General features: G+C 70.4%; 22 protein-coding genes, 1 tRNA gene and 1 pseudogene. 15 read left to right on the top strand and 9 right to left on the bottom strand.

What is annotated here, in order from left to right:
• Positions 1-456 precede the first annotated feature (456 nt).
• The 7 genes from VAB18032_RS16935 to rpsD all read right to left on the bottom strand — a co-directional run bounded on the left by VAB18032_RS16935 (position 457) and on the right by rpsD (position 7,962).
• Positions 457-1,056: a hypothetical protein gene (locus tag VAB18032_RS16935; protein WP_013734094.1), complete on the bottom strand. Its 600-nt coding sequence runs from the start codon at positions 1,054-1,056 to the stop codon at positions 457-459.
• Positions 1,053-2,387, bottom strand: coding sequence for a hypothetical protein (locus tag VAB18032_RS16930; protein WP_013734093.1), 1,335 nt, complete (start codon positions 2,385-2,387; stop codon positions 1,053-1,055). The genes VAB18032_RS16935 and VAB18032_RS16930 overlap by 4 nt, the downstream gene beginning before the upstream one ends.
• Positions 2,384-3,187 (bottom strand): ABC transporter ATP-binding protein, encoded by an 804-nt coding sequence (locus VAB18032_RS16925; RefSeq protein WP_043724659.1) that lies wholly within the window; start codon positions 3,185-3,187, stop codon positions 2,384-2,386. The genes VAB18032_RS16930 and VAB18032_RS16925 overlap by 4 nt, the downstream gene beginning before the upstream one ends.
• A gap of 51 nt (positions 3,188-3,238) precedes the next feature.
• Entirely contained in the window at positions 3,239-4,042 is an 804-nt protein-coding gene (locus VAB18032_RS16920; RefSeq protein WP_013734091.1) for a zf-HC2 domain-containing protein, read from the bottom strand.
• Complete coding sequence (locus VAB18032_RS16915) at positions 4,039-4,578, bottom strand: RNA polymerase sigma factor (RefSeq protein WP_013734090.1); 540 nt, start codon at positions 4,576-4,578, stop codon at positions 4,039-4,041. Before VAB18032_RS16915 ends, VAB18032_RS16920 begins: the two co-directional genes overlap by 4 nt.
• Positions 4,579-4,832: 254 nt before the next feature.
• Positions 4,833-7,097 (bottom strand): hypothetical protein, encoded by a 2,265-nt coding sequence (locus VAB18032_RS16910; protein ID WP_013734089.1) that lies wholly within the window; start codon positions 7,095-7,097, stop codon positions 4,833-4,835.
• A gap of 256 nt (positions 7,098-7,353) precedes the next feature.
• Positions 7,354-7,962, bottom strand: a complete 609-nt coding sequence (gene rpsD, locus VAB18032_RS16905) for a 30S ribosomal protein S4 (protein WP_013734088.1) — start codon at positions 7,960-7,962, stop codon at positions 7,354-7,356.
• Between the two features lie 72 nt (positions 7,963-8,034).
• On the opposite strand from rpsD, the gene VAB18032_RS16900 reads away from it, so the two are divergent.
• Together VAB18032_RS16900 and VAB18032_RS33550 are read left to right on the top strand one after the other, a co-directional pair.
• On the top strand, positions 8,035-8,766 hold the full coding sequence (locus tag VAB18032_RS16900) for a DUF2470 domain-containing protein (protein ID WP_013734087.1): 732 nt from the start codon (positions 8,035-8,037) through the stop codon (positions 8,764-8,766).
• A gap of 125 nt (positions 8,767-8,891) precedes the next feature.
• The gene (locus tag VAB18032_RS33550) at positions 8,892-9,185 is read left to right on the top strand and encodes a hypothetical protein (protein ID WP_198408910.1); all 294 of its coding nucleotides are present in this window, start codon (positions 8,892-8,894) and stop codon (positions 9,183-9,185) included.
• Here the strand turns inward: VAB18032_RS33550 and VAB18032_RS32340 are convergent.
• A complete protein-coding gene (locus tag VAB18032_RS32340; protein WP_013734086.1) occupies positions 9,172-9,729 on the bottom strand; it encodes a hypothetical protein in 558 nt (185 codons plus the stop codon). The genes VAB18032_RS33550 and VAB18032_RS32340 overlap by 14 nt on opposite strands.
• A 91-nt stretch (positions 9,730-9,820) precedes the next feature.
• Positions 9,821-9,982: pseudogene (locus VAB18032_RS30800) on the bottom strand (helix-turn-helix domain-containing protein); the annotation flags it as partial.
• Positions 9,983-10,212: 230 nt separating this feature from the next.
• On the opposite strand from VAB18032_RS30800, the gene VAB18032_RS16890 reads away from it, so the two are divergent.
• From VAB18032_RS16890 to VAB18032_RS16840, 13 genes are all read left to right on the top strand, one after another.
• On the top strand, positions 10,213-10,788 hold the full coding sequence (locus VAB18032_RS16890; RefSeq protein WP_013734085.1) for a GNAT family N-acetyltransferase: 576 nt from the start codon (positions 10,213-10,215) through the stop codon (positions 10,786-10,788).
• Between the two features lie 109 nt (positions 10,789-10,897).
• The gene (locus tag VAB18032_RS16885; protein ID WP_013734084.1) at positions 10,898-11,611 is read left to right on the top strand and encodes a siderophore-interacting protein; all 714 of its coding nucleotides are present in this window, start codon (positions 10,898-10,900) and stop codon (positions 11,609-11,611) included.
• Positions 11,612-11,697: 86 nt separating this feature from the next.
• On the top strand, positions 11,698-12,474 hold the full coding sequence (locus VAB18032_RS16880) for an FGGY-family carbohydrate kinase (RefSeq protein ID WP_081476139.1): 777 nt from the start codon (positions 11,698-11,700) through the stop codon (positions 12,472-12,474).
• A 140-nt stretch (positions 12,475-12,614) separates the two neighbouring features.
• A complete protein-coding gene (locus tag VAB18032_RS16875) occupies positions 12,615-13,742 on the top strand; it encodes a hypothetical protein (RefSeq protein ID WP_148272295.1) in 1,128 nt (375 codons plus the stop codon).
• A 407-nt stretch (positions 13,743-14,149) separates the two neighbouring features.
• Positions 14,150-14,515 carry a helix-turn-helix domain-containing protein gene (locus VAB18032_RS33360; protein ID WP_223165711.1) on the top strand — a complete coding sequence of 122 codons (366 nt, stop codon included), beginning with the start codon at positions 14,150-14,152 and terminating at the stop codon, positions 14,513-14,515.
• A complete protein-coding gene (locus tag VAB18032_RS16870; protein WP_013734079.1) occupies positions 14,463-14,768 on the top strand; it encodes a GNAT family N-acetyltransferase in 306 nt (101 codons plus the stop codon). Before VAB18032_RS33360 ends, VAB18032_RS16870 begins: the two co-directional genes overlap by 53 nt.
• Before the next feature lie 51 nt (positions 14,769-14,819).
• Positions 14,820-14,892, top strand: a tRNA-Ala gene (locus VAB18032_RS31810).
• Between the two features lies 1 nt (position 14,893).
• Positions 14,894-17,170, top strand: coding sequence for a hypothetical protein (locus tag VAB18032_RS16865; protein ID WP_013734078.1), 2,277 nt, complete (start codon positions 14,894-14,896; stop codon positions 17,168-17,170).
• 181 nt (positions 17,171-17,351) lie between these two features.
• Complete coding sequence (locus tag VAB18032_RS16860; protein ID WP_013734077.1) at positions 17,352-18,134, top strand: GntR family transcriptional regulator; 783 nt, start codon at positions 17,352-17,354, stop codon at positions 18,132-18,134.
• Positions 18,135-18,239: 105 nt separating this feature from the next.
• A complete protein-coding gene (locus tag VAB18032_RS16855; RefSeq protein WP_013734076.1) occupies positions 18,240-19,616 on the top strand; it encodes an ABC transporter substrate-binding protein in 1,377 nt (458 codons plus the stop codon).
• A gap of 55 nt (positions 19,617-19,671) precedes the next feature.
• Positions 19,672-20,640 (top strand): carbohydrate ABC transporter permease, encoded by a 969-nt coding sequence (locus VAB18032_RS16850; protein WP_148272294.1) that lies wholly within the window; start codon positions 19,672-19,674, stop codon positions 20,638-20,640.
• A complete protein-coding gene (locus VAB18032_RS16845; protein WP_148272293.1) occupies positions 20,640-21,464 on the top strand; it encodes a carbohydrate ABC transporter permease in 825 nt (274 codons plus the stop codon). The genes VAB18032_RS16850 and VAB18032_RS16845 overlap by 1 nt, the downstream gene beginning before the upstream one ends.
• Entirely contained in the window at positions 21,461-22,945 is a 1,485-nt protein-coding gene (locus tag VAB18032_RS16840) for a xylulokinase (protein ID WP_013734073.1), read from the top strand. The genes VAB18032_RS16845 and VAB18032_RS16840 overlap by 4 nt, the downstream gene beginning before the upstream one ends.
• The last annotated feature ends 12 nt before the right edge of the window (positions 22,946-22,957 follow it).

Raw genomic sequence — 22,957 nt, 5'->3', positions numbered from 1 at the left:
CGACCAGCCTGCCGTTCCCGCAAATCGGGCTGCCAGGCGCGCGAAAGGCAAGGTCGCCTCGCCTCAACCATTTGGAAAGGGCCAGCACATCAGCGGTCGGGGCTCGGTCCAGAGCCCGCGCCAGTGGGGTAACCGCCGAAGCGGCTGATCCGTTGGTGGAGCCCGTTATCAGCACCCATCAACGATCAACACAAGCCGCAGGGTAACAACAGCCCTGATCATGTAGTCGAGGTTCAGCTCGCCCCTCGGACACGTACTGTCATTCCACAGTAATCAGCGTCAGGCTTAGTGCTTGGGTTGGTAAATCCTTCGGGGGTTATGCGGCCAAGGCCAATGCGGCAGGTTGGTGATCGCAGCCGGGAGGTTGTTGAGGGTTGAGTTCTTCTGTTCGTGCCGCTCGATCCGGGCCATCAGGTCTCGGGTTGGGAGCACACGGACCGGCTCGGGGAGGGCTGCTCACCTGACGTACTCGGCGGCTTCCCTGCGGGCCGGCCCGGCGAGCGAGTAGGCGATCAGTCCGCCGACGGCGAGTGCCGTGGCTGTCAACGCGGCGGGTCTGTTGCCGGGCAGTTGACCCTGCCAGGTCGCCGCTGCTGCCCAGGTGCCTTCCTGGGAGTACATGACCGAGATGGTGGTCCAGCCCAGCGGCAGGAACCAGGACCGGTCGGCGCCGACCACCGCCGTGCACAGGGCGGTCAGCCCCATCAGACCGGCGGCGTCGCGGAGCACCAGGGCGGCCGGGCCGAACCGGGCTCCGGTGTGCAGGGTAGCGATCTGGACTATCACGATCACCCCCAGGCCGGCGAGCAGGTGCAGGGCGCGCCGCCAGGGCCAGCGCAGCGAGGCGGTCCGGTCCAGGTTCTCGTCCGGCCCGGCGAGGGTGGCCGACAGCACCGCGGCCATCAGCAGGATGGTCATGGCGACCACGTACGTGGGGATGTCCGGCTTCGCGGCGAAGGCCAGCCACAGCGTCCAGATCACCGCTGCGCCGCCGAGGGCCACGGCCAGGGCCAGGGGTACGCGCCGGGAGCGCAGATACAGGATCGCGAAGGTCACCGGGCACCCCCGGACAGCAGCCCGCTGACGTCCGTGCAGGCCCGAAGGGCGTCGCGGACCGCCGTGATCCGGGCCAGCGCCTCGGCGTCGGGTAGCTCACGCAGGCCCTGCCACAGGGTGACGGCTTCGGCGTTGATCTCAGGCTCCTCGAAGATCATTCCGGGAACCAGTCCGACGTCCGACCGCGGCTTGCGCCCCATCAGCCAGTAGGCCGCCGCACGCTCGACCGCCTCATCACCCTGACGACAGTTTCCGTCGTACTCGACCCCCAGCCGCCTGAGAATCCCGGGAACCACGGCGGCCGGATGCGCGAGCCCGCCCCGTCCGTCGATCCCGATCTCGATCGTGACGACGCCATCCTGGGTCGACCGGACGTCGCCGAGAACGTGCGAGAAGGTGTCCTCATGTACGGCCGTCGGCGCGTCCGGCAGTTTCGCCAGCATCGTCAGACCTTCCCGGGCCAGCGGGGTCAGGGTGTCGAGCACGTTGGCGTGGACCCGGCTGACGCACACGGTCGGGGTGTCGTCAGTACACACCAGTTGCCGCGCGACCGGGTCGACCGGCCAGTTGAGCACGTCCTGGTCCCTCGGGACGACCGCGATCGCCGCGGTGATCCCGAGCACCGCCGGCAGCAACGCCGCCGTACGGCCACGCCAACCGCCCGCCCCGAACAGCAGCAGGCCGGTGAGGGCGAGCGCGGTCATCGAGATCGCAAGCGTGCCACTGACCCGGTTGTCGATCGTCTGGTACGCATGGAACGGGCTCGAACCGTGCGCCGGGGAGACCGCCGCAGCCAGCCAGTCCGGAAACCGGACGACGCTGAAGAAGATGAGCAGGACGCCGGCCACCCCCAACGCCGGGGCGGTCGCCAGGGCGGGCAGCATGCGCCCGATCCCCAGGCCGAGCCACGCCGCGGCGACCAGGGACAGCGCACCGACAGCGGTGACGACGATGAAGTTCAGCAGCGGCCGGTGCTGGGCGGTGGTGATGATCCAGGCGATGCCCGCTGCGGTCACCAGCAGGTACGCGAGCCCGAGTGCGACGGCCATCGCGCCGAGAATCGGCAGCATCCGTTGGGCGCGGGGCCGGGCGGTGCTGGCGAACAGCTCGCCGACTCTCGCCCGGTGCTCCCGGCGGCCCTGCCAGGCGCCGGCGGCCAGCGCCAGTGGCCACAACAGGAGCAGGTACTCCCGCATGGTCATGGCCAGCGCCATCCAACCACTCGACCACCGGCCGGTCGCCGCATAAAGTGCGCCGGCCCCGATCATCACCGTGATCAGTGCGGCACCGGGCGCGGCAGAACGACGCAGTTCCAGACCGAGGATGTTCATCGGGCGGCCTCCATCCGCTGCCGGCGCAGGAGAGCGGAGTAGCCGCGCTCGGCCGGGCTGTCGCCGGCGTCACCTTTAGCGCCCTGTGCTGCGAGCGCATCGGGAGTGCCCTGCCACACCAGCCGGCCCTCGTTGACCACCACGACGTCGGTGCAGGCCGCCACCACGTCCTCGACCAGGTGGGTGGAGACCAGGACACAGCTGTCGGTGCCGAGGTCACGCAGCAGTTCCCGGAAGTCGAGGCGCTGTTCCGGGTCGAGACCGACGGTCGGCTCGTCGAGCAGCAGGAGCTGCGGATCATTCACGATGGCCTGGGCGATACCGGCGCGGCGCAGCATGCCGCCGGAGAGGGTCTTCATCCGGGCGTCAGCCTTCGCGGTCAGCCCGACCCGGTCGACGGCTCGCTGCACCGCCGCCGGGATGTCGGCCTTGTGCATCTCCTTCAGCCAGGCCATGTACCCGACGAACTCGCGTACGGTGAAGCGCGGGTAGAAGCCGAAATGCTGCGGCAGGTAACCCAGGGCGCGGCGCACCGATCGCAGGTCGGAGCGACCACCGACCGAGCGCCCGAGCAGCGTCAGCTGCCCACCGGCCGGAGCCAGGACAGTTGCCAGGGCGCGGATCAGCGTGGTCTTTCCGGCACCGTTCGGGCCGAGCAGCCCGTGCACTCCGGTGGACAGGGCCAGGTCGAGGCCGTTGACGGCCAGGTGCCGCCCGGCCCGGACCCGCAACGCCTCCGCATGGATCGCCCAGGGATGGACGGTGGCGGCTGTTTCGGCCGCACTCACGGCACGCATCATCATCAACTCTTTCGGTGGTCGTCGGTGGCAAATGAGCAGAAGCGTTCTTCGTTAGCCGTGTTGGGAGAGACGCCGGAATCCGTCGGCCCGGAAGAAGGCCGCGACGGTCAGCACAACCGCGGCCGCCGCCCAGATGCCGGCGCTCTCCATTGCCAGCACTGCCGGAATCCGGGCGATGGCGAGGCTCGGTGCGATCACGACGATCGTCCAGGCCGCGACCAGGCCGAGCGCGGCCCGGCGTACGCCGATCAGGGTGCCCAGCAGCAGCGTGGCGGCGGTGAAGGCCAGGCACGGCGCCAGCATCAGGGCCAACGACACCCCGGTGCGGGCACCGGCCACCGCGAGCGCCGGAATGACGAAGGCCAACACCCCTGCCGTTCGCCGCAGCAGCGTGGTCAGACCGGCGGCGGGCGTGGCGGCGATCAGTTCCCAGGCCGGATCGGCCCGACGGTGCCAGGCGACCGCGACGCCGGGTAACGGAGCCAGTGGTGCGATCAGCAGCACCAGCGAGGGCATCCCGACCCACAGCTCGCCGAGCAGCACGGCGCAGGCCAGCACCGCGGCGGTCATCGCCAGCCACGGCAGCAGCGTGCCCACGAACCAGCGCTGCCGCAACACCGACCAGGACCGGATGCGGCCGGCGGGGACCGGCGACAGCGCAAGCTCACGGTCCAGGTTCATCGCGACCCGGTCGATCAGGGAGCGGGCATCGGCGGTGGTGCTGGCGGCCAGCCTGGCACGGCAGTCGGCGCAGTCCTCAAGGTGCACCTCGACCGCCCAGACCTCGGCCTCGTCGAGGCCGGGATCCCCGGCGGCGTACCCGTCGATCTGGGTCAGGCTGGGGTGGGTGTTCATGACAGCGCCTCCCGTAGGGCGATCCGGGCTCGGCGTACGCGAGACTTGACGGTGTTCTCCGGCACGCCCAGCAGCACCGACGCCTCCCGCGCGGAGAGCCCGTCGAGAACCGTGGCGCGCAGGGCGGCCCGGACCTCGGGCGGCAGCACGAGCAGGGCCTGCTCCAACTCCTGCCCCACCCGGGCGGCCATCACCTCATCCTCGGCGGCCGGGGCCGTACTCGGCGTGAGCTGCACCTGCGGCACCCGCGCCTTCCGCGCGCGGCGACGGAACGCGTCGACCAGACGGTGGGCGGCGATGGTCCACAGCCACCCCACCGCGCTTCCCCTGGGCTGGGCACCGGCGAAGCTGCCCGCCGCTCGCCAGACCGCGAGGTAGGTGTCCTGAAGCACCTCGGCGACCAGGTCCGGGTCCGCGCACCGGCGGCGCAACCGCACCTCCAGCCACGGTGCCGTACGCCGGTACAGCTCGTCGAACGCCTGCCGATCTCCGCGGGCGACACGGCGTACGAGTTCCCCCTCGTCGGCGGCATCCATGCTTGCTCTCACAACCGGTATGACGACGGGCTTACCCGAATCGGGTCCCGATTCGGTGCGACAGTCGTCACACTCGCCATCCGCCTGGCCCTGGGCGACGGGAAACCGGCTACAACTCCCGGTCGATCAACGCCCGACCGGCCGGGCTGGCGTAGGCCAGGAACACCGCGAGCGTCGTCGCGGCGGTCAGCCAGGGGCGGCACGCCGAATCGCACCGACCAGAGGGCACGGCAGCTTAATATGTGCTTGTTTGGTCAATGTTCGTTGCCCGGGTGGCATTGGCCTGGGTTGAGACGGTCTGCCAGTTCGCGTACGGCCGCTTCATAGGTGCGGTCGGTGTGGTAGGGCCAGTGCCGCGCGATCGGTGGTGGGACGGTGTCGTCTGGGGCGGCGACGACCGCGTGTGGATCGCGTAGCCTCCGGTCGACCGTGCCGGCTGGCCCCGGCAGTGGCGGCTCGCCGGGCCGGTGCGCCGAGAAGATGGGTCCGCCGATCGGGTCGGTGTCGCGCCACAGGTTCACCCACCGCCAGCCGATCCGGCTTCCCAACTCGTACAAGGTCGGGTCACCGAGGAAGGCAGGGCAGAGCCGGGCGTAGAGCCGGTGCAGAGGGCTGCCGTGGGTCAACAGCGCCACGCGGGACCGCACGTCGGCTGGTAGCTGAAGCAGCGTGGCGGCGGCGAGGACCGAGCCGTGGCTGTGCCCGGACAGGATCACCGCACCCCGGGTGGTCAGCGCGGTGATCCGCTTCGCGAGTTCTGGTACCGCCCGCTCGGCGTAGCAGGGCGGCGCGAAGGGATGCACGGTACGCGGCCAGAACGTCCCCAGGTCCCAGATCACCGCCACCGTGCGCCGGGTGCCTTCGGACCGGTAGGACAGCAGCCCGAGGACCAGGATGCCGAGCCCGATCAGGCCGATGACGTACATTCCGACATCGGTTGCGAGCGCCAGCGCAGTAGCAGCAGCGCTGCCGGTGTGGGCGAACCTGGCGCTCAGGTCGGACGGGCCCAGACCGGCGACGTCGAGGGCGGTCGTCGTGACGCCGAGCAGCGACAGCACGAGGAAGACGATGACAGCTGGGTTGAGCTGTTCGGGTATCGCGGCTCGGGCGACGGCCGTCCGGACGTCGTCGCGGCGGGGCAGCGCCTCCGGCGGCACATCGGGGAAATCCCGCCGGACGATGGCCTCGGCCATCCGCGCGCGTCGGCGCCGGGTCGCCAGCAGCTGCCAGAAAATCGTGGCCGCGACGACCAGGACCGCGACCAGCCCGGCCAGTGCCGCCCAACGGTAGGAGACGGGTGGCTCCAGCAGAGGCGCACCGGGCTTGCTGGGTCGGACCGGATTCGGGATGTCACCCCGGTCGAGGAAGTCGGCGACCCGGTAGACCAGGGCGGCGGAGAAGCCGTACGCGGCGGCGACCGCTGCGGCGGCGAGGACCGGGGAGGCCAGTCCGCTGAGCCAGGGCGAGGCGATGTGGTGAGCGCGTCGCCGCTGCGCGAGCGTGGCGGCGGTGAGTACGGCCAGCAAGGCAGCCTGTACCGCGACCAGGGCGGCGACAGCACCTTCGTACCCCGGCAGTTGGCCCTGCGGCAGCTGTGAGGACTGAGGTACGGCGGTGTAGGCGATCGCCAGCACCGTGAGGGTGGTGGCCGCGATCTGCAGTGTGCGGATGCCGCGCAGGTCGGCCGGCCCTCGTTGCGACCCGTCCTCGCTGCGGCGAGCCGGTCGGACGAGTAGGACGGCGCAGGCGGCCAGCAGGCCCCAGGCTGCGATGAACAGGACGTACGCGATGGGGTGGGAGTAGCGTTGGATCTTCGCCCCTAACAGCATGACGTCGAGGGTGCCGAGGCCGACCGCGACGTGGATGACCCGTAGTCGCCGTACGACGAGGGCGTCGTCCCAGAAGCCGGGCCGGTCGATCCGCTCCTCGCCATGATCCTGCCCGCGTGCGGCAGGGAACGCCTCGAACACCCGGGCCGAACGTTTCCCGAGCCACCAGAGCAATCGCAGGGCGGCGACCGGCAGTAACGCCAGCAGCGCCAGACGCGGCCCCAGCGGCAACTCTGCCAGCCACGCCAGGTAGCCACGGCCCCGCAGGCAGGATTCGTAGGGAGTGCACTGCCACCCCACGATGTCGACGGTCGCCCCGACGACCGACAGGACGAAAGCGGCGGTCAGGGTGGCGGCGATCAACCGGCAGACCGGCCCGATGATCCCACCATCGCCGCCAGTCGGCGGTCGTGCCCACACAGCGAGATTGATCAACATAAAAGGGAGGAGAAACAGCAGTGACAGGGTGCGCACCGCGCTGCCCGCAGTCAGCGCACCCCAGCGATACGCCTCCACCCGCAGGCACTCCGGGCGGTCGCTGATCCCGAACCTCGGGCGGGGCCGATAGAAGCCGGCGTGGTCGTCGCCTGCCACCCGGGTCACCACAGGATGATCCAGCAGCGCCTCGGCGGAGGTGCCGGAGACCCCATGCACCCGCAGCTCGACCACCTCGTGCGCCAACGCCCCCATACCCCCCCGGAGCTGCCGATCTCGGTTAACGGTAGTGATCTGAGCTGCCGTGTAAGGGCGAATAGGGCAGAACCGCCGGCCGGCACACTCACTCCGAACGGCGGCTTCAAGCCCCGCTCCTCGACTCACAACCTCGAAGGACGACGAACCCGGGTCGGATCGGACCGTGGTGGGCGGGCTTGTCGCACTGCCGTCGTCACCCTCAAGGGCGGCAACGTCCTAACCGGGCTCCGCTGCCGCCCAAGGGCTCATCCCGTCAGCGGGAGTAGTACTCCACCACGAGCTGCTCGTCGCAGACCACCGGCACCTCGCGGCGGGCCGGCTCACGCAGCAGCGTGGCGCGCAGCCCGCTGAGGTCCACGGACAGGTACGGCCGGGGCTGCTCCTCGGCGTGGGCGCCGGCGGCGGCGAGTTGAAACGGTGGCAGGGCTTGGCTGCGCTGGCGCACCGCGACTACCTGGCCCGGCCGCAGCCGGTAGGACGGGCGGTCGACCTTGCGCCCGTCGACGGTGAAGTGGCCGTGCCCGACAAGTTGGCGTGCCTGGTAGATGCTGCGGGCCATTCCGGCCCGCAGCACCACCGCATCGAGGCGCTGTTCCAGGAGCGTGACCAGTGACTCGCCGGTCTTCCCTGTGCGGCGGGCGGCCTCGTCGAACGTCCGGCGCAGCTGGGCCTCGCTGACGTTGTACTGGTGGCGCAACCGCTGCTTCTCCAGCAGCCGCACCTGGTAGTCGGAGGTCTTGCGCCGGCTGCGCCCGTGCACGCCCGGCGGGTAGGGACGCCGCTCGACGTACCGCACGCACTTGCGGGTCAGTGGGATGCCGAGGGCGCGGGAGAGTCGGGCCTTGGGGCGTGGGTGGTTCACGTCGACGTCTCCGATCGGATGGTCTAGCCTGTTACTTAGGTAAGCCTAACCTATCTTGAGGAGGTCGGGGTTATGCGGCCCAGCCCGGCGGAGATCGTGCGCACCCTTGTCGCGGGCCAGCTGCCCGCCCTCGTCCACCTGGCCCGGCACGCCGGCCCGCACCAGGTCCGACACGCCACCGACCCCGACGGGCGAGTGCTGCTGCTGGTGCCGGTCGTCAGCGACCTCGCCATGGCGCTGGTGCCGCCGGCCGGGGACACCGACGTCGCCACCGTGCTCGACGTCCTCGACCTGCCGCCGGCCGCCGGCGCGCCCTCGCTCGGCCGGGCCTGGATCTCTGGTTGGGCCCAGCGGCTCGACGGGGAGGAGGCGCGCCGCGCCGCCATCGACTTCGCGACCACCCAGCCGACCACCGACCTGCTCGACGTCGGCGTCCGGTTCCACCTGCATCGGTTCGAGGTGGCCGAGGCACGCTGGGAACGTGGCGGCGAGGTCCGCCGAATCGACCCCGAGGCGTACGCGGAGGCTGAGCCCGACCCACTGCATCCGGTCGAGGCGGAGTTGCTGGCCGATCTCACCGACCACCACACCGAGCAGGTAGCCGGATACCTACGACGGCGCCTGACACTGACCGGGGGCGAGTCACCCCGGGTGGTCCGGATCGACCGGTACGGACTGCTGGTGGCGTACGGCAAACCCGGCGCGACCAGGCGTACACGGCTCGCCTTCGACCGGCCCGTGGCCGATGTGGCCGAGCTGTCCCGGCTGCTGCACCCCATGATCTGCCCCCGGGCCGCAGCTTGATTTCCGCCACCACGACTGCGCGTAGCTCGCGCCACACGTACCGCATGCCATGGCCGCTCGGACGATGAATCGCCACCAGGAGGACGACGGCGCGACGAAGTCGCCTTTGGCTCCCCCAGCCGCGGTTGATCCCAACCCCGCCTGCTCCGGGCGGCACCATCCCCCACCCCCTTCACTGCGGCGACCACAGTGGCACGGCATCCGGTAAGCAACCGCCGCCGACGGCACCCAGATCCACACCCACCCTCGTCGCCGACGTCACCAGCATCGAGGCGTCTCGGTCGACGATGGAGGTTCTCGACGACCTCTCCGATCGGCTACGGCCGGGTGCCGGCCCTGGGGTGTGGGACATCCACTCGCCCCGGGTGCCGTCTGGGGTGGCGCGACCGGGTCAGGCGTTGGGTGTCACTCGCGGGTGAGTCCCGGTGGCAGCGCGTCTTCGTTGGGTCGGACCCGGCGGGCGTTGGCCAGGGGGTCGCGGTGGAGGGCGTTGATCAGCGGTTCCGGGCCGCCGACGCAGGTCCAGGTGTCGTCCCAGAGTGCGGAGACCAGCCATGATCGATCGGCGGGGAAGAACAGGTCGGGTAGCGATCCGCGGCCGTGGCGCATGTGACCGGTCCGCCAGGTGAGGGCCTGCTCGGGTCCGGCCTCGACCAGCACGTAAGACCAGTTCCAGTAGAGCGACACCCTGGGGGCGCGGGGAAAGACGATGTCGTGGGCGCCGGTGTCGAGGTAAGCCAGCCACCAGGGCTGGTCGGGGGTCTGCGTGATGAGGCCCTCGACCAAGGCGTGTTCATAGGCGGCGACGGTGACGTCGTCGGCCTGGTGGGTGGTGGCGTAGGCGTCGAAAATCGGCGGGATGGCGGTGGTGATCGAGATGCCGGCAGTGGTGTGACCGGCGATCCACTCCACGTCGGCGGCGGTGCCGATCCGCCAGTTCCGTCCGTCCTTGCTGACCTGCACACCGCTATTCAAGTCGCTGCGGTGACGGTTGGCGCGAAATAGGGTGTCCTCGGCGTGGCCGGCGGCGCAGCCGGCCGCCTCCGGGACAGCCGCGGATCCGGGTCATGGCCACGGTGAGGTCGTCGGCGGTCGCGGCCAGCAACGTGATTGCCTCGCGGACGTAGCGCCAGGCGGTGGCGACACCGACACCGATACCGAAGCCGGAGGCGAGGCGGGTGAAGGTGTCGCCGTTGGGCAGGTGGGATTGAGGCAGGGTAAGACAGCAACGAGGCTCCCGGTGGGGGCATCCTTCTTGGCCGCTGTCCTACCGGGAGCCTCAACCCGACCCAACAGCGGGGCGCCCGAGCCCACCCTCTCCCAACGCAAACCCAGTTGGGAAACGCTCAATGACGTCCTGATCGTGATTAGTGAACTGGTGCGCAGATCTTGCCAGGCACCCGAAGCGTTGTTAGGTTAGCCTAACCAAACTTGTGCGGAGGTCGGATGTCGTCGCGTGCTGCGATCACGACGATCGACGGTGTCGGTAGCACCGTCGACATCACCAACCAGGTCAAGGTCGAGACCCTCGCCGAGGTCTACCGCCGAGTGCACGCCCACGACCTACACCTGGTCGACCATCGTGCGCCGACGGTGGAGGAGCGCCTCCAGTGGACCGTTGACGCTCCCGGTTTCGAGGCCGCTCTCGGGTACGTCGACGGTTACCTCGTCGGGGCGGTTGCGGGTTGCCCATTACCACCGGAGACCCTGTGGTGGCGCGACCTGACCGCAGCCGACGACCCTGACCTCGCAGTGGAGTGGCCCGGCCGTACCTTCGCCGTGTGCGAGGCGTTCGTGCTGCCCGAATTCCGCCGGCACCGCCTCGGTATCCGGATGACCACGGAGTTGCTGACGCGGCGAGGTGAGGAACGAGTCTGCCTCGCGGTCGCCGAGACCAACACCCGGGTATGGCACGCGCTGCAACGGACCGGATTCCGCCACGTCGGTGACCTCGTCCCGTTCCCCGGCTGGCGTCCGCACCGGATGCTGGTGCGGGCGCTACCGCTGACCCGCACGCCATGAGTCTGCCCCTGGAGCCTCGGCCCGCGCGAATGGTCGCCCGATCCCGACCGGTACGGGTGTCGCCGGTCGCCACCATCGTCATTCGACCGCATCGACAGGGGAGAACCACGTGAAGCGGAACTGGGAAGCGCTCGTACTGAAGGCGTTCGGGGGCCGAAGCTTCCAGCTCACCGTCCTGGACAACGAGCCGGTCGGTGACCACTACCAACGACTGCTCATCGACGGAGGTGACCTGCTGCAGACCTGCGGCGTGCACCCCACGATGTGGATCCGCCTGTGGTTCAACAACGAGGGCCGCTCGCACCAGCGGGCGTACACACTGGTCGATCCGGACGCGGACAGCGGACACTTCTATCTCGTATTCGCCCTGCACGACGGCTGCGCGGCCCGCTGGGCGATGTCGGCCCGGCCGGGAGACACCATCGAGGCGACCGTGCAGGGTAGCTCGTTCACCCTCCCCGATCCGGCGCCCGCCCGCCTCTACCTGGTCGGCGACGCGGCATCACTGCCGGCGATCAACAGCCTGCTCGACGCCGCCGGACCCGCGTCGGCCACGGCCTGGCTCGAGTACGCCCACGAAGGCGAGCAGGTCCTGTCGCTGCATACCCGCCCGCACGACGAGGCGGTCTGGGTGCCGCGACGCGACAACGGCAGCCACCTGGTGGACACCGTCACCGCGGCCCTCAGTGCCGCCGACGACGAAGCCCTGTACTGGGTGACCTGCGAGGCGGCCAGCACCCGCAGCATCGTCAAGCACCTGAGACGACGGCTCGGCGTCGACAAGGAGAAGGTGGAGGCGCTCGCCTACTGGCGTGCCCGCTGACAACACCGTGACCATCCCGAGCGGTACGCGGCAGTCCGGATCCTCGACCGCCGTCACAGGGCGAAGCCCAGGTCGGTCCTCGTCGGTTGCCGTCCCACCTCGCACGCGCGTCCGGTAGCCGGTGCCTCGTCCTTCTGCAGCTGGCCCGGGCGGTCCGCCCGGAACATCTCCGCCAGCGAGGCCCTCAGTATCCGGGCAGCTTCTGCGTGGCGGGTGGCACCGCCACCTCGGGTGCAGTGGTCGAGTGGCTACGCGAGCTGGTCGGCGGCACCAGCTACGAGCAGCTAGCCGCCGAGGCCGCCGTCGTCCCCGCCGGCGCCGACGCCCTGGTGGTACTGCCGTACTTCGCCGGTGAACGGACCCCGTTGTTCGACGAAAAGGCACGCGGTCTCGTCGCCGGACTGACCCTCGACCACGGCCGTGGGCACCTCTATCGAGCGGTGCTGGAAGGGACCGCGTACGCGATACGCCACCACCTCGACGAGATGAGCGGTGCGTTGACACCACCGCAGCGGGTCATCGCGGTCGGCGGCGGAGCCCGCCCACTGTGGACCCGGATCGTCTCCGATGTCACCGGCCAAACACAGCTGATCCCCGAGCAGACGATCGGAGCCAGCTACGGTGACGCATACCTTGCCGGCCTCGCCGTCGGGCTGGTTGATCGTGCTGACGACTGGACACGGTGGGCCGCAAGGGTCGAACCAGACCCATCCACTGCCGCCGCCTACCATCGCGGCTATACAGCCTACCGCTCCCTGTATCCGGCGACTCGGACGATCATCCACGACATGGTCAACGGCTGGCGATCATCGTCTGGCCACACGACATCCACGACAGCCCCGACCGCGAACGGAAGTCCCTGACGTATGTCTCGCAACTCGGTGAAGGTGTTGCCGGACAACGGTGCTGGCGTCACCTCGCGAGGGATGATGTTGTGGAGATGGGCGCTGCCCCGGCGCTTGCGGGGCCGGGCAGCCCGACCCATCGTCGATAGCATGCCGCCGTGATTCGTGAGATGCGCTTCGTCGTGTCGGTGCCGGATGAGGTTTCGGCCTACGCCGTCGCCGAGAAGCTGGCCGAGCGCGGCCACCTGCTGGTCGCGGTACGGGAGGTGCCGACCGACCCGCTGGAGGATCGCTTCGCCGGCTGGTGGCGAGCCCACTCGCTGGCTGTGGACCCGCCCTACGAGGGTCTGCTGGAGGTCTCACCGGCCGAGAAGAAGGCTGTTGCGGCCATTGCCCGGAAGTACGGCGGGCAGGTCAACTCGGCGTGCGGCCAGTTTCCGGACAAGGCGATCGAGCGCTTCTCCCGGGAGGGCCTCGCGTACGAGCTCGACCGGGCCGAGGCCGACCGGATCCGCGCGGAGCTCGTCGGCGGGCAGACGGCCGCCGCGCCGTCTCTGCCCGCGCCTCCTGGACTCAGGTGCGGTGGTTTCCGTCGTCCTGCCGCCGATCTTCGTGCGGCCGTCGAGGTGGTGCCCTTCGAGGGCCGGACCTTCGACGGTGTGGGCGACCTGATCGCGGCGATCGCGAACGACGCGTTCCCGCAGGGCTCGGTGGTGCCCGCCACCCCGGGCGCTGTGCCGCTGCTGGCCGCGCTGGCGGGTGCCGACGGGGTGAGCGACTTCTACCGGGCGATGACGCTCATGGTGCTGTTCCAGATGAGCACCGCGGGTCGGCGGCGGTTGGCCTACCAGGCGGACGCCCCGGAAGACGGCGGCGCCGAGACGCCTGCGGAGACAGCGACCCGGGCCGCGGTCGCGGCGGTGCTGCCCGGTCTCGCCGTGGGCCGCAGCGAACTGGTCGAGTTCCTCCTCGCCGGGCTGTCCGCGGCCACGCGGGAGGCGGGGGCCGGAATGCCGGCCGGCCTGGAGCGGATCGCCGGGCGGTACGCGGGCACCGCCCGCAGTCCGGTGGTGGACCTGATCCGGGCCGTGGCCGACGGGGCCGAAGAGCCCATCCGGACCGCCACCGCAGCGGTGGTGGCGGCCCTGCCCGAGGTGGTCGACGGCGTGCAGAGCACGAAGGCCACGGTCGAGGGGCGGGCACTCGACACGCTCGATACCGTGCTGCAGTGGGAGCTGGACAACGCGCGGCTGCCCAAGCTGGGTACGGTCTTCGGCCCCCGCTGATGACTGCCGGCCCACCGCCGTTGGGACCGCTGGACAACGCTGGCGACCGCGAGGCCGCCCGCTCAGCCGCCTACGACACGTCCCACGTCGCCGTGGACGACGCGGTCGCGGTCACCCCCGTTACCCTCTTGATCGTCCCAGCCGGGGACTCCTCGGTCGTCCGGCCCGGCATGACGGCAGGAAACCGGGCGTAGACGGCTGGTCCGGGTGAGCGTCGACGGCAGCGGGGCACGGCGCCTACGTGTACGGCGACAACCCGTGCGCCCTGACCGTGACCACGGCCTTTCTGGTGACCCGGCACGCCCGACCGGGCGTGCCGCGCAAGGCGTTGAAGCTCCGCCGAGCCGGCCCACATCACCTCCGTCATCGCCGCCCTGCACGCGGGCAGACGCTAGATCGACCCGGACGTGTCCGCACGCGCCGTCACCGAGGACAACCCGCTCACCGACCGCGAAGCCGACGTGCTGCAAGTCACCGGCGAGGGCTACTCGCTCACCGACATCGCCGCGCGGCTGCACCTCGCACCGGGCACCGTACGCAACTATCTCTCCAACGCCATGCGCAAGACCCGACCCGGACCCGACACGAAGCGGCGCGCTACGCCCGCGAACACGACTGGCTGTGAACATGGCGATCAGGGGCCGCGGCCACCATCATGGACATTCGCGCCGAGGCTCGCCCGGAAGACAACTCGCTCGGAAGACAACAGGAGGAACCGTGATGGTCGTAGTGACGGACGTTCCCGAGGCCAAGCGGTACGAGGCCCGGCTTGATGGAGAGTCCGAGGTCGCGGGCATCGCGGAGTACATCCGTACCGCGGAACTCGTCGCGTTCGTCCACACCGAGGTGTCGCCGAAGTACGAGGGCAGGGGAGTCGGGGCGGCCCTGGCCCGCGCGGCCCTGAACGAGGCGCGTGCCGCGAACCTGCGGGTTCTGGCCACCTGTCCGTTCATCGCGGGGTGGATCGACCGCCACCCCGAGTACCAGGACCTGCTGTACCAGGCCCGCAGCAGAGTCAGCGACTGAACAGATCTCGGGTGCGGACGCGGCGGTGAACTCCGTAGAGTGTCGCGGCATCAGCGTGTAGCTCAGTGAGCAGAGCACCGGGCTTGCCTCCCGGAGGGCGCGGGGGCGGGGCCCGCCACGCTGGCGTGAGCGACAACGACATCCGCGTCGGCGTGGGCTTTCCCCTGGGCCAGCTCGCACGTGCCCTGACCACCGCCGGGACGCACGAGGATCCGGCCACCCGGCAGCGGGCGGAACGGCGGGTACGCCGCTGGCAGCAGGTCGTGGACGGGATGGCCGCAGGGACGCTGGACATCGGTTCGCGTACCCCGGTGCGGGACCTGCCGGTGTGGGTGACGCCGGAGGTCATCCACGGCGGCTTCGCGACCGGGACGCCGGCCGCCGGCGGCGCGCTGCGCCCGGACGAGACCGACCGGGCCCGGCGCCTCGGCCTGCCGGCCGAGCGTCGGGTCCTGTTCTGGTCCTGGCTGACCGACGCAGGCCTGGTGGAACTGGGGGAGCTGCTCGACAGCGGCCGCTACCGGGTGGAGTACGCGGAGGAGGCGGCGCTGCCGGTGGTGGCGTGGTTGCTGCGCGCCGGCGAGCGCGACGCCGCCGTGAACCTGCTGGAGGAGATCGCACCGTACGCCGACCGGCTGCGGTTCACCCCGGGCCCGAACGATCAGCCTGCCGTCGACCCGGACGTCGTCTACCGGCAGACGGCCGGCGAGGTGCGCCGGCTGCTGGAGCAGCGGCAACCGAACGCGCAGATCGAGACGATGCGCGAGGCGCTGACGGTGTGGAACCCGTTCGCCGACGAGTTGCTGACGCGGTGGTGCGAGACCGTCGTCGACGGCCGGGTCGACGCGGTGACGCCGGACGACTGGCTGCCGCGCGCCGCCCAGCTGCTGGCCCGCTACCGGCACCTCGCCGCCGCGCATCCGCGCTGCGGCAGGCATCGCCACCGCAAGGGCAGCATCGGTGTGCTGCGCACCGCGCTGGAACGACGGGTGGCCGGAGCCCAGCTGACGCCGCGCGAGCGTGGCCTGGTCCAGAGCGTGGTGGAGGCGATGCTGCGCAAGCGCGGCCGTCCGGGCAGCCCCGAGCACACGGCGTTGCGTGAGCAGCAGGCCCGCGAGGCGGCGCTGCCCCGCCATCACCAGCTCGCGCAGCTGGTGGCCGCCCGGCTGGCCGCTCTGCCGCAGGACGTCGGGATTCACGACGTCGACCACGTGCTGCGCCCGGTCGACGCCGACGAATCCCACCTGGCGGGTGTGGTGGCGGGCTGGCCGGCACCGGCGCCGGTCGCGCGGGTGGTGGCCCGCGCGACCGCCGCAACCCTGGAGCAGTTGATCGCCCGTGGCGTGATCGCCTCGGCGGAGGAGTTGGCCCGGCTCACCCCGCGGTTGGCGGCGGCGACCGCGGCTTCGGCGTACCCCGATCCGGCCCTGCGCATTCTGATGGACGCCACCTACCGGGCCTTCCGCGCTCGCCGTTCGCTGTTGCTGCTGAACCTGGAGCATCAGGTACGCCTGGCCGAACTGCCGTGGGTGCGGGCGGTGGTGTCGGCCCGGATCGACACCAGCGACACCCGTGATCAGGCCCGTCGCACCCTGGCCCGACTGGGGTCGGCGGCGGTGACCGGATTCCCGGCCACGGTGCTGCCCAACCCGCTTGTCAAGGAGCTGTCGACGCTGTCGACGCAGGCGAGCCTGCCGCTGCCGTGGGTCGAGGAACTCGCCGCCGACATCTTCATGGGCACGTTCTCGGCCAAGTTCCTCCAGGCCGCCACGCTCGCCGGCCGGCGGCTCGCGGGCAGCCTGTACGCGCGGTACTACGACATCGACTACCCGGCGATCGCCGCGATCGACGACACTCGTCGGCGGCTGATCCGGCGTGCCCGGACCTCGAACACCTTCGACGAACTCTGCCGCGACCGGGCCGGTGCCTCCCGCAGGCGGTCGTGGTTTCAGGTGGCGGCCAACGGGACGATCATCGAACAGGCGCAGATCCTGACCACACACAACCTGGCCACGATCGTCGAACTCGGCATCGACCTGCCCGCGATCGACCTCGCGAAGCAGTGCCTGGACACCGTGCTGCGGCTGACCGCACGCCTTCACCACAACCCTCGGCCGCTGGGCACCGTCAAGAACACCGCGTACGCGTGGCGGCAGATGGTGTTCTTCCTGTCGCTGTCGACGGGTGAGGAGCAGACGGCCTTCCTGTCCCACGCCGCGCAGCGACTGGCCGCCCAGCCCGACCACGTACGGACCCGGCTCGCGCCGGCCGTGATCGGGCTCGGGCACATCGTCGGCGGCGGGACGTTCGATCAGGACGGTCGGGCCGGTACGGGCCGACGACTGCTCGGCTGGACCACACGAGCGCACTGGATGCTGGACCCGTCTCTCGAGGTCGGGTAACCGCAGCCACCGCGTGATGGTGTCCGTGGTTATTGGCCTGATCCGTCGCATTTGCCTACCGCCACCGGCTACGCCGCCAAGTTTCACCAGGTCAGCCCCTTGACCATCACCAGACCCGCGCCTATGTTCAGTGATGTCTACAGACCAACGAAGACATCACTGGACAAGCGAGGAGTGGGCGGTGGCCACGGCTCAGGAACTCACCCCTGCCGCGATCAGGGCGCTCACCCGAGAGGTCTCCGCGGCCGAGGCCGAGGCCCTGCACGAGCAGATCTCGCAGCTGATGCGGCAGCGCATCGAGTCGGGCGAGTGGCCGGAGCATCTGAAGTTGCCGGCGGAGCCGGAGCTGGCGGGCGCGCTGAACGTCTCGCGGGGCACCGTCCGTCGGGCGATCCGGACCCTGATCGAAGCCGGCCTGCTCAAGCAGACCCGCGGCAAGGGCACCTTCGTACGCGGACAGATGCTGGAGCAGGAGTTCGCCCAGGAGCTGATCTCCACGGCGCAGAGCCTGGACCGGGAGGGCGTGGAGTACCAGACCCAGGTGCTGTCCGCCCGGGTCATCCAGGCGCCGAGCCACATCGCCGCCCACCTCGGCCTGCCCGCTGACGACCTCAGCGTGCTGGCCATCCGGCGGACCCGATCGGTCGCCGGTGAGGTGGTCTACCTGCTGGACAACTACCTACCCACCGTCCTGTGCCCGGATCTGTCCCCGCAGGTCCTACAGGACCGGTCGCTGTTCGGCGTGCTCGAACACGACTACGGCGTGACCGTCGAATCCGTCCGGCGGACCTTCTCCGCCATCCTCCCCGACGACGACGTCAGTGCCGCGATGTCGCTGCGCCCCGGCGTGCCCCTCCTCTACCTCGAACAGATCTCGTACCAGGCCAACGGGAACTCCGTCGAATACTCCGACGTGTGGGTACGCGGAGACCGCGTACGAATCTCCTCCTGGATCAAGCGGTAGGCCCCCGCCTGCCACCTTCCCCTCCCGCTCCACACCCCCCCACCCCCACGCGTACCGACGGTGGCCGACCACCGCCGTCGATACGTGCTGCCAACAGGAGACATCATGCGACACGAGGCTTCATTCAGGCTGTCCCGCCGTGGCTTGTTGACCAGCGCCCTCGGCGTCGGCGGCGCGCTGGCCCTCGGTGCCTGCGCCTCCCGCGAGGGCGACACAGGCACCCCGAGCGCCACCACAGGCACCCCGACACTCGGCGCGTCCGGCATGCAATGGGACCGCTTCAAGGGCGAGACCCTCAACCTCCTGCTCTGCGAGCACTGGTGGACCTCCGCGGTCAGCAAGCGATTCCCGGAATTCGAGGCACTGACCGGGATGAAGATCAAGGCCAACACCTTGTCCGAGGACAGCTACTACCAGCAGGCCCTGGTGGCACTCTCCTCCGGCGCCACCACGTACGACGCGCTGATGGTCGGCAACCTGCAGGCCGGGCAGTACATGAACGCCGGATGGCTGGAACCGCTGGACAGCTACTTCGGCGGCAGTGGCCTGGTCAACGCCGACTGGTTCGACACCAACGACTTCTTCGCGCCGGCCCGCAAGGCCAGCAGCCTCAACGGCGAGCTGATGGCGCTGCCGCTGTCCGCGGAGGCCGGTGTGGTCATCTACCGCAAGGACCTCGCGGCCCAGGCCGGCGTCACCGCATTCCCCACCCAGGAGAGCCTGGTCGACGCCAGCGCCAAACTCTCCGCCGCCATGGAACGCCCCTTCGCCGGCCGGGGCCGCCGCGGACTCGACATCGTGTGGACCTGGACGAACTTCTTCCTCACCCAGGGCGGCGAGTTCTACAACGGCAACACCCCGACGGTGGACAGCCCCGAGGCGGTCGCCGCCACCGAGCTGTACGTGCAGCAGTTGCTCACCAAGTACGGCCCCAAGGGCGCGTCCAACATGAGCTGGCTGGAGGCCACCGGCAGCGTCAACGAGGGCCGGGCGGCCCTCTACACCGACGCCAGCGGCCTGCTGTCGGTCGTACTCGACAAGAACAGCAGCAAGCACACCGACCAGATCGCCGTGTCCCGGTGGCCCGACAGCGCCACCGCCAAGGCCGCCCCGAACTACTGGTACTGGATGGCCGGCATCCCCAAGGCGTCCCGCAAGAAGGAGCAGGCCGCCCTCTTCTACGCGTGGGCGATGAGCAAGGAGACCGCCACCTCGGTCAGCGCCGAGTCGGGCAGCCCGTCGGCCCGCGAGTCGGTGTGGTCGAACGACGACTTCCTCTCCTTCTACCCCGGCGACATGTCGACCGAGATCGTCGCCAACCTCCAGGCCGTACAGCCGGACCGGGTCCCGTACGCCCGGCCCACCTTCCCGAGCGAGGCCGACGCCCTCTCCCTCGAACTGATCAAGGTGCTGGTGGACGGCAAGGACCCGAAGCGTGCCATGGCCGACGCGGCTGCCGCGATGGCCCGAGCGGGCCGATGAGTCCCCGTTTCGCCGGCCCGACCGGCCGGCGTCGTCCACGCCGAACGAGGTTGTGATGTCCGCAGACCGAACAGCTGTGCTGTCGCGGCAGGCCGCCGGCTCCCCGCCGGCGGCACCGCCGGGCACCACCGGGCGTACGCCCCGACCGGACGACAGGCGCAGCAGAAGACTGTTCCTCATCGGCATGCTCGCCCCGATGACCGTGCTGCTGCTGGCGTTCACGGTCTACCCGTTCGTGTCGGTGCTGGTCAACTCGCTGCGGCACAACAACCTCACCCGTCCCGACGAGCAGGGCTTCGCCGGGCTGACCAACTTCGCCAACACCATTGGGGAACCGGGCCTGCTCCGGGCGCTGCTGCTCACCGTCGGCATGGTCCTGGTCGCCGTGGTCGCCGAGTTCGCCCTGGGCACGCTCGCCGCCGCACTGCTGTGGCGACCGCTGCGCGGCAGCCGCCTCTACCTGGCCCTGCTCGTGTTGCCGTTCGGCGCCACCCCGGTCGCGGCGTACCTGTCCTGGCGGCTGATGCTCAACCCGGACGGCGGACAGATCAACGCCGCCCTGGCCGCCGTCGGACTCCCCACACCGGGCTGGACGTCGGAACCCATGCTGGCCGTGGTCGCCCTCGTGGTGGTCGACATCTGGCAGTGGGCGCCGTTCATCACCCTGGTCATGCTCGCCGGCCTGAAATCCCTGCCGGACGAGACGTTCGAAGCGGCCGCACTCGACGGCGCGAGCGCCCTGCAACGGCTGGTCCGTATCGCGCTGCCGATGCTCAAGCCACTTGTGGCCTTCGTGGTCACGATCCGCGCGATCGACGCGGTCCGCACCTTCGACTCCATCTGGATCATCACCGGGGGAGGACCGGGCGCGGCGACGGAAACCCTCGTCGTACGCATCTACCGGACCGCCTTCAACGACCTGCACATCGGTGAGGCGTCCGCGCTCGGCCTGTTGCTGCTCGTCGTCCTGTTCATCGTCGGGAAACGGTTCGCCGCACCCGCGCTGCAACGGTTGGAGCACTAGTGCACGAGACTCGAAAAGGGCGGGTGCTGCGGACCGCGGCGATCTGGGCCCTCATCTGCTGGTCGATCCTGCCGTTCGCCTTCATGCTCCGCGTCGGCTTCGCCGCGCCCAGCGACATCCGCGGCGGTGCGCCGGACTGGCTCGCCCCGCTGTACGTGTTCAACTTCGTCGACCTGTTCGGCGATGCCGAGTTCATGGGGGCGATCGGGCGGTCGATTCTCGTCGCGGTGGTGTCCTCCGCGATCGCCATCGCCGCCGCCACACCCGCCGCGTACGCCTGCGCCCGGATGCAGTTCAAGGGGCGGTCGGACTTCGAGTTCTGGGTGCTGTCCACCCGGATGCTCCCGGCGGTCGTCGTGGTCATCCCGTACTTCGTCCTGTTCCGCCAGATCGGCGGCATCGACACGGTGTGGGCGCTGACCGTGATGCACACGGTGGTCAACCTCGCGGTGACCTTCTTCCTGCTGCGCAGCTTCTTCGCGGACCTGCCGGCCGCGGTCTTCGAGGCCGCCGACCTCGACGGCTGCTCGGAGACGAAGAAGTTCATGAGCGTGGCGTGGCCGATGGTCCGCAACGGTGTGGCCGCTGCGGCCGTGCTGAACTTCATCTTCTCCTGGAACGAGTTCGTCTTCGCCCTCACGCTGGCCAGCGGTGAAGCGAAGACCGTCTCGGTGGCGATGCTGGGGTTCATGCAGTTCCAGTCGGTGGCGGTCGGCCCGATGATGGCCGCCGGAACCCTGGCCGTGCTTCCCGTCGCCGTCGTGCTCTTCCTCGCGCAGAAGCAACTGGTCACCGGCATGAGCTTCGGGGCGGTGAAGGGATGACCGACGTCGTGTGCGTCGTGGACGCCGGCACCACCGGCATCCGCTGCGCCCTGGTCGACGATCAGGGCGAGGTGCACGCGCAGCGTAGCCACGAACTGGTCATCGACCATCCCCACCCGGGTCACGCCGAGCAGTCACTGTCGGCGATGTGGGAGGTGACCGTACGACTGCTCCGGGACATCCAGGTCCTCGCCGCACAGGCCGGGCATCGCATCGTCGCGCTCACCCTGGCCACCCAGCGGGCCTCCGTCGCCGGACTCGACAAGGACCTGCGACCGGTCACCCCACTGGTGCTCTGGATGGACCAGCGCGGTGACAGCGAACTGGCGGCCATGGGCCGGTCGGTGGACGCACACACCTACAGCCGAATCTCCGGCATGCCGTTGAGCACCATGCCGGCCCTGGCCACCCTGGTCTGGCTGCGCCACCACACCCCGCAGGCGTACGCCGACTGCGCGTACTTCGTCGGGGTCCAGGAGTGGCTGCTGCACAGGTTGGCCGGCGGCCCGCCGCAGGTCGACCGCAGCTGCGCCTCCTGGTTCGGACTGCTCGACCTGCACGCCGGGCGCTGGAGCACCGACCTGCTCGACGCGTTCGACATCGGCGAGGACCGGCTGCCCACGCTGCGCGCCTGCACCGACGTCGCCGGTCGACTTCTCGACGAGGTGGCCGACGCCACGGGTCTGCCCGGCGGGCTGCCCGTGCACGTCGGCGGCGGCGACCAGCAGTGCTCGGCGGCCGGAGGCGGTGGTGTGCGTGCCGGTGCCGCCACCGTCAACCTGGGCACCTCGGCGACGATGGTCTTCCCGGCCGCCGTCGGCGACGCCCCCGACGTCGCGGGATTCGTCCGCGCCGCGCACGTCGTCGAAGGCCACGTGTCGGTCGAGGGGACCATCCCCGCCTGCGGATCGGTGCTCCGCTGGCTGCGAGCACTGCTGCGCTACGGCGACGCCGACGCCGCGTACGAGCGGATGTCCGCCGACGCCGACGCGGTCGAACCCGGCGCCCGGGGTCTGCTGTTCGCACCGACCATGGCGGGCATCGGAACCCCGCACTGGACGGCCGCGAACGGCCGGATGAGCGGCCTCGACTTCGCCCACGGACCCGGTTCTCTCGTCCGTGCCGCCATGGAAGGCATCGCCCTGCAGGTCCGTGACGTGCTGCAGCACCTGCCACCGACACTGGCCGGGCCGACGCTGACCGCGATCGGCGGCGGCGCGCGGTCCGCGGTGTTCTGCCAGATCCTGGCCGACGTCACCGGCACCGCCGTCGAGGTGCCGGCGGGTGACCCGCAGGCGGCGCCGCTGCGCGGCGCGGCCATGTCGGCCTGGGTGGGACTCGACCGCTACGACGACCTCGCCCACGCCGCCGGCCCGCTGCTCGGCGCTGCCCGACGCCACCGGCCCGACCCCACCACCGCCCCTGTTTACGACGCGCTGTACAGCCGGTACCTCGACCTGTCGAGCCTGGCCGCGGCGTGACGCGCACGAGCA

The organism is Micromonospora maris AB-18-032 (assembly GCF_000204155.1).
GTDB classification, from domain to species: domain Bacteria; phylum Actinomycetota; class Actinomycetes; order Mycobacteriales; family Micromonosporaceae; genus Micromonospora; species Micromonospora gifhornensis.
The sequence above is the reverse complement of the archived record's forward strand: the minus strand, read 5'-3'. Positions and strand labels throughout refer to the sequence as shown.

Coding starts and splice junctions, on each gene's coding strand:
- VAB18032_RS16925 (WP_043724659.1), bottom strand. CDS start 3,187: ATGATGCGTGCCGTGAGTGCGGCCGAAACAGCCGCCACCGTCCATCCC.
- VAB18032_RS16930 (WP_013734093.1), bottom strand. CDS start 2,387: ATGAACATCCTCGGTCTGGAACTGCGTCGTTCTGCCGCGCCCGGTGCC.
- VAB18032_RS16900 (WP_013734087.1), top strand. CDS start 8,035: ATGCGGCCCAGCCCGGCGGAGATCGTGCGCACCCTTGTCGCGGGCCAG.
- VAB18032_RS16910 (WP_013734089.1), bottom strand. CDS start 7,097: ATGGGGGCGTTGGCGCACGAGGTGGTCGAGCTGCGGGTGCATGGGGTC.
- VAB18032_RS16850 (WP_148272294.1), top strand. CDS start 19,672: ATGTCCGCAGACCGAACAGCTGTGCTGTCGCGGCAGGCCGCCGGCTCC.
- VAB18032_RS16870 (WP_013734079.1), top strand. CDS start 14,463: ATGGTCGTAGTGACGGACGTTCCCGAGGCCAAGCGGTACGAGGCCCGG.
- VAB18032_RS16920 (WP_013734091.1), bottom strand. CDS start 4,042: ATGAACACCCACCCCAGCCTGACCCAGATCGACGGGTACGCCGCCGGG.
- VAB18032_RS16840 (WP_013734073.1), top strand. CDS start 21,461: ATGACCGACGTCGTGTGCGTCGTGGACGCCGGCACCACCGGCATCCGC.
- VAB18032_RS16855 (WP_013734076.1), top strand. CDS start 18,240: ATGCGACACGAGGCTTCATTCAGGCTGTCCCGCCGTGGCTTGTTGACC.
- VAB18032_RS16890 (WP_013734085.1), top strand. CDS start 10,213: ATGTCGTCGCGTGCTGCGATCACGACGATCGACGGTGTCGGTAGCACC.
- VAB18032_RS16915 (WP_013734090.1), bottom strand. CDS start 4,578: ATGGATGCCGCCGACGAGGGGGAACTCGTACGCCGTGTCGCCCGCGGA.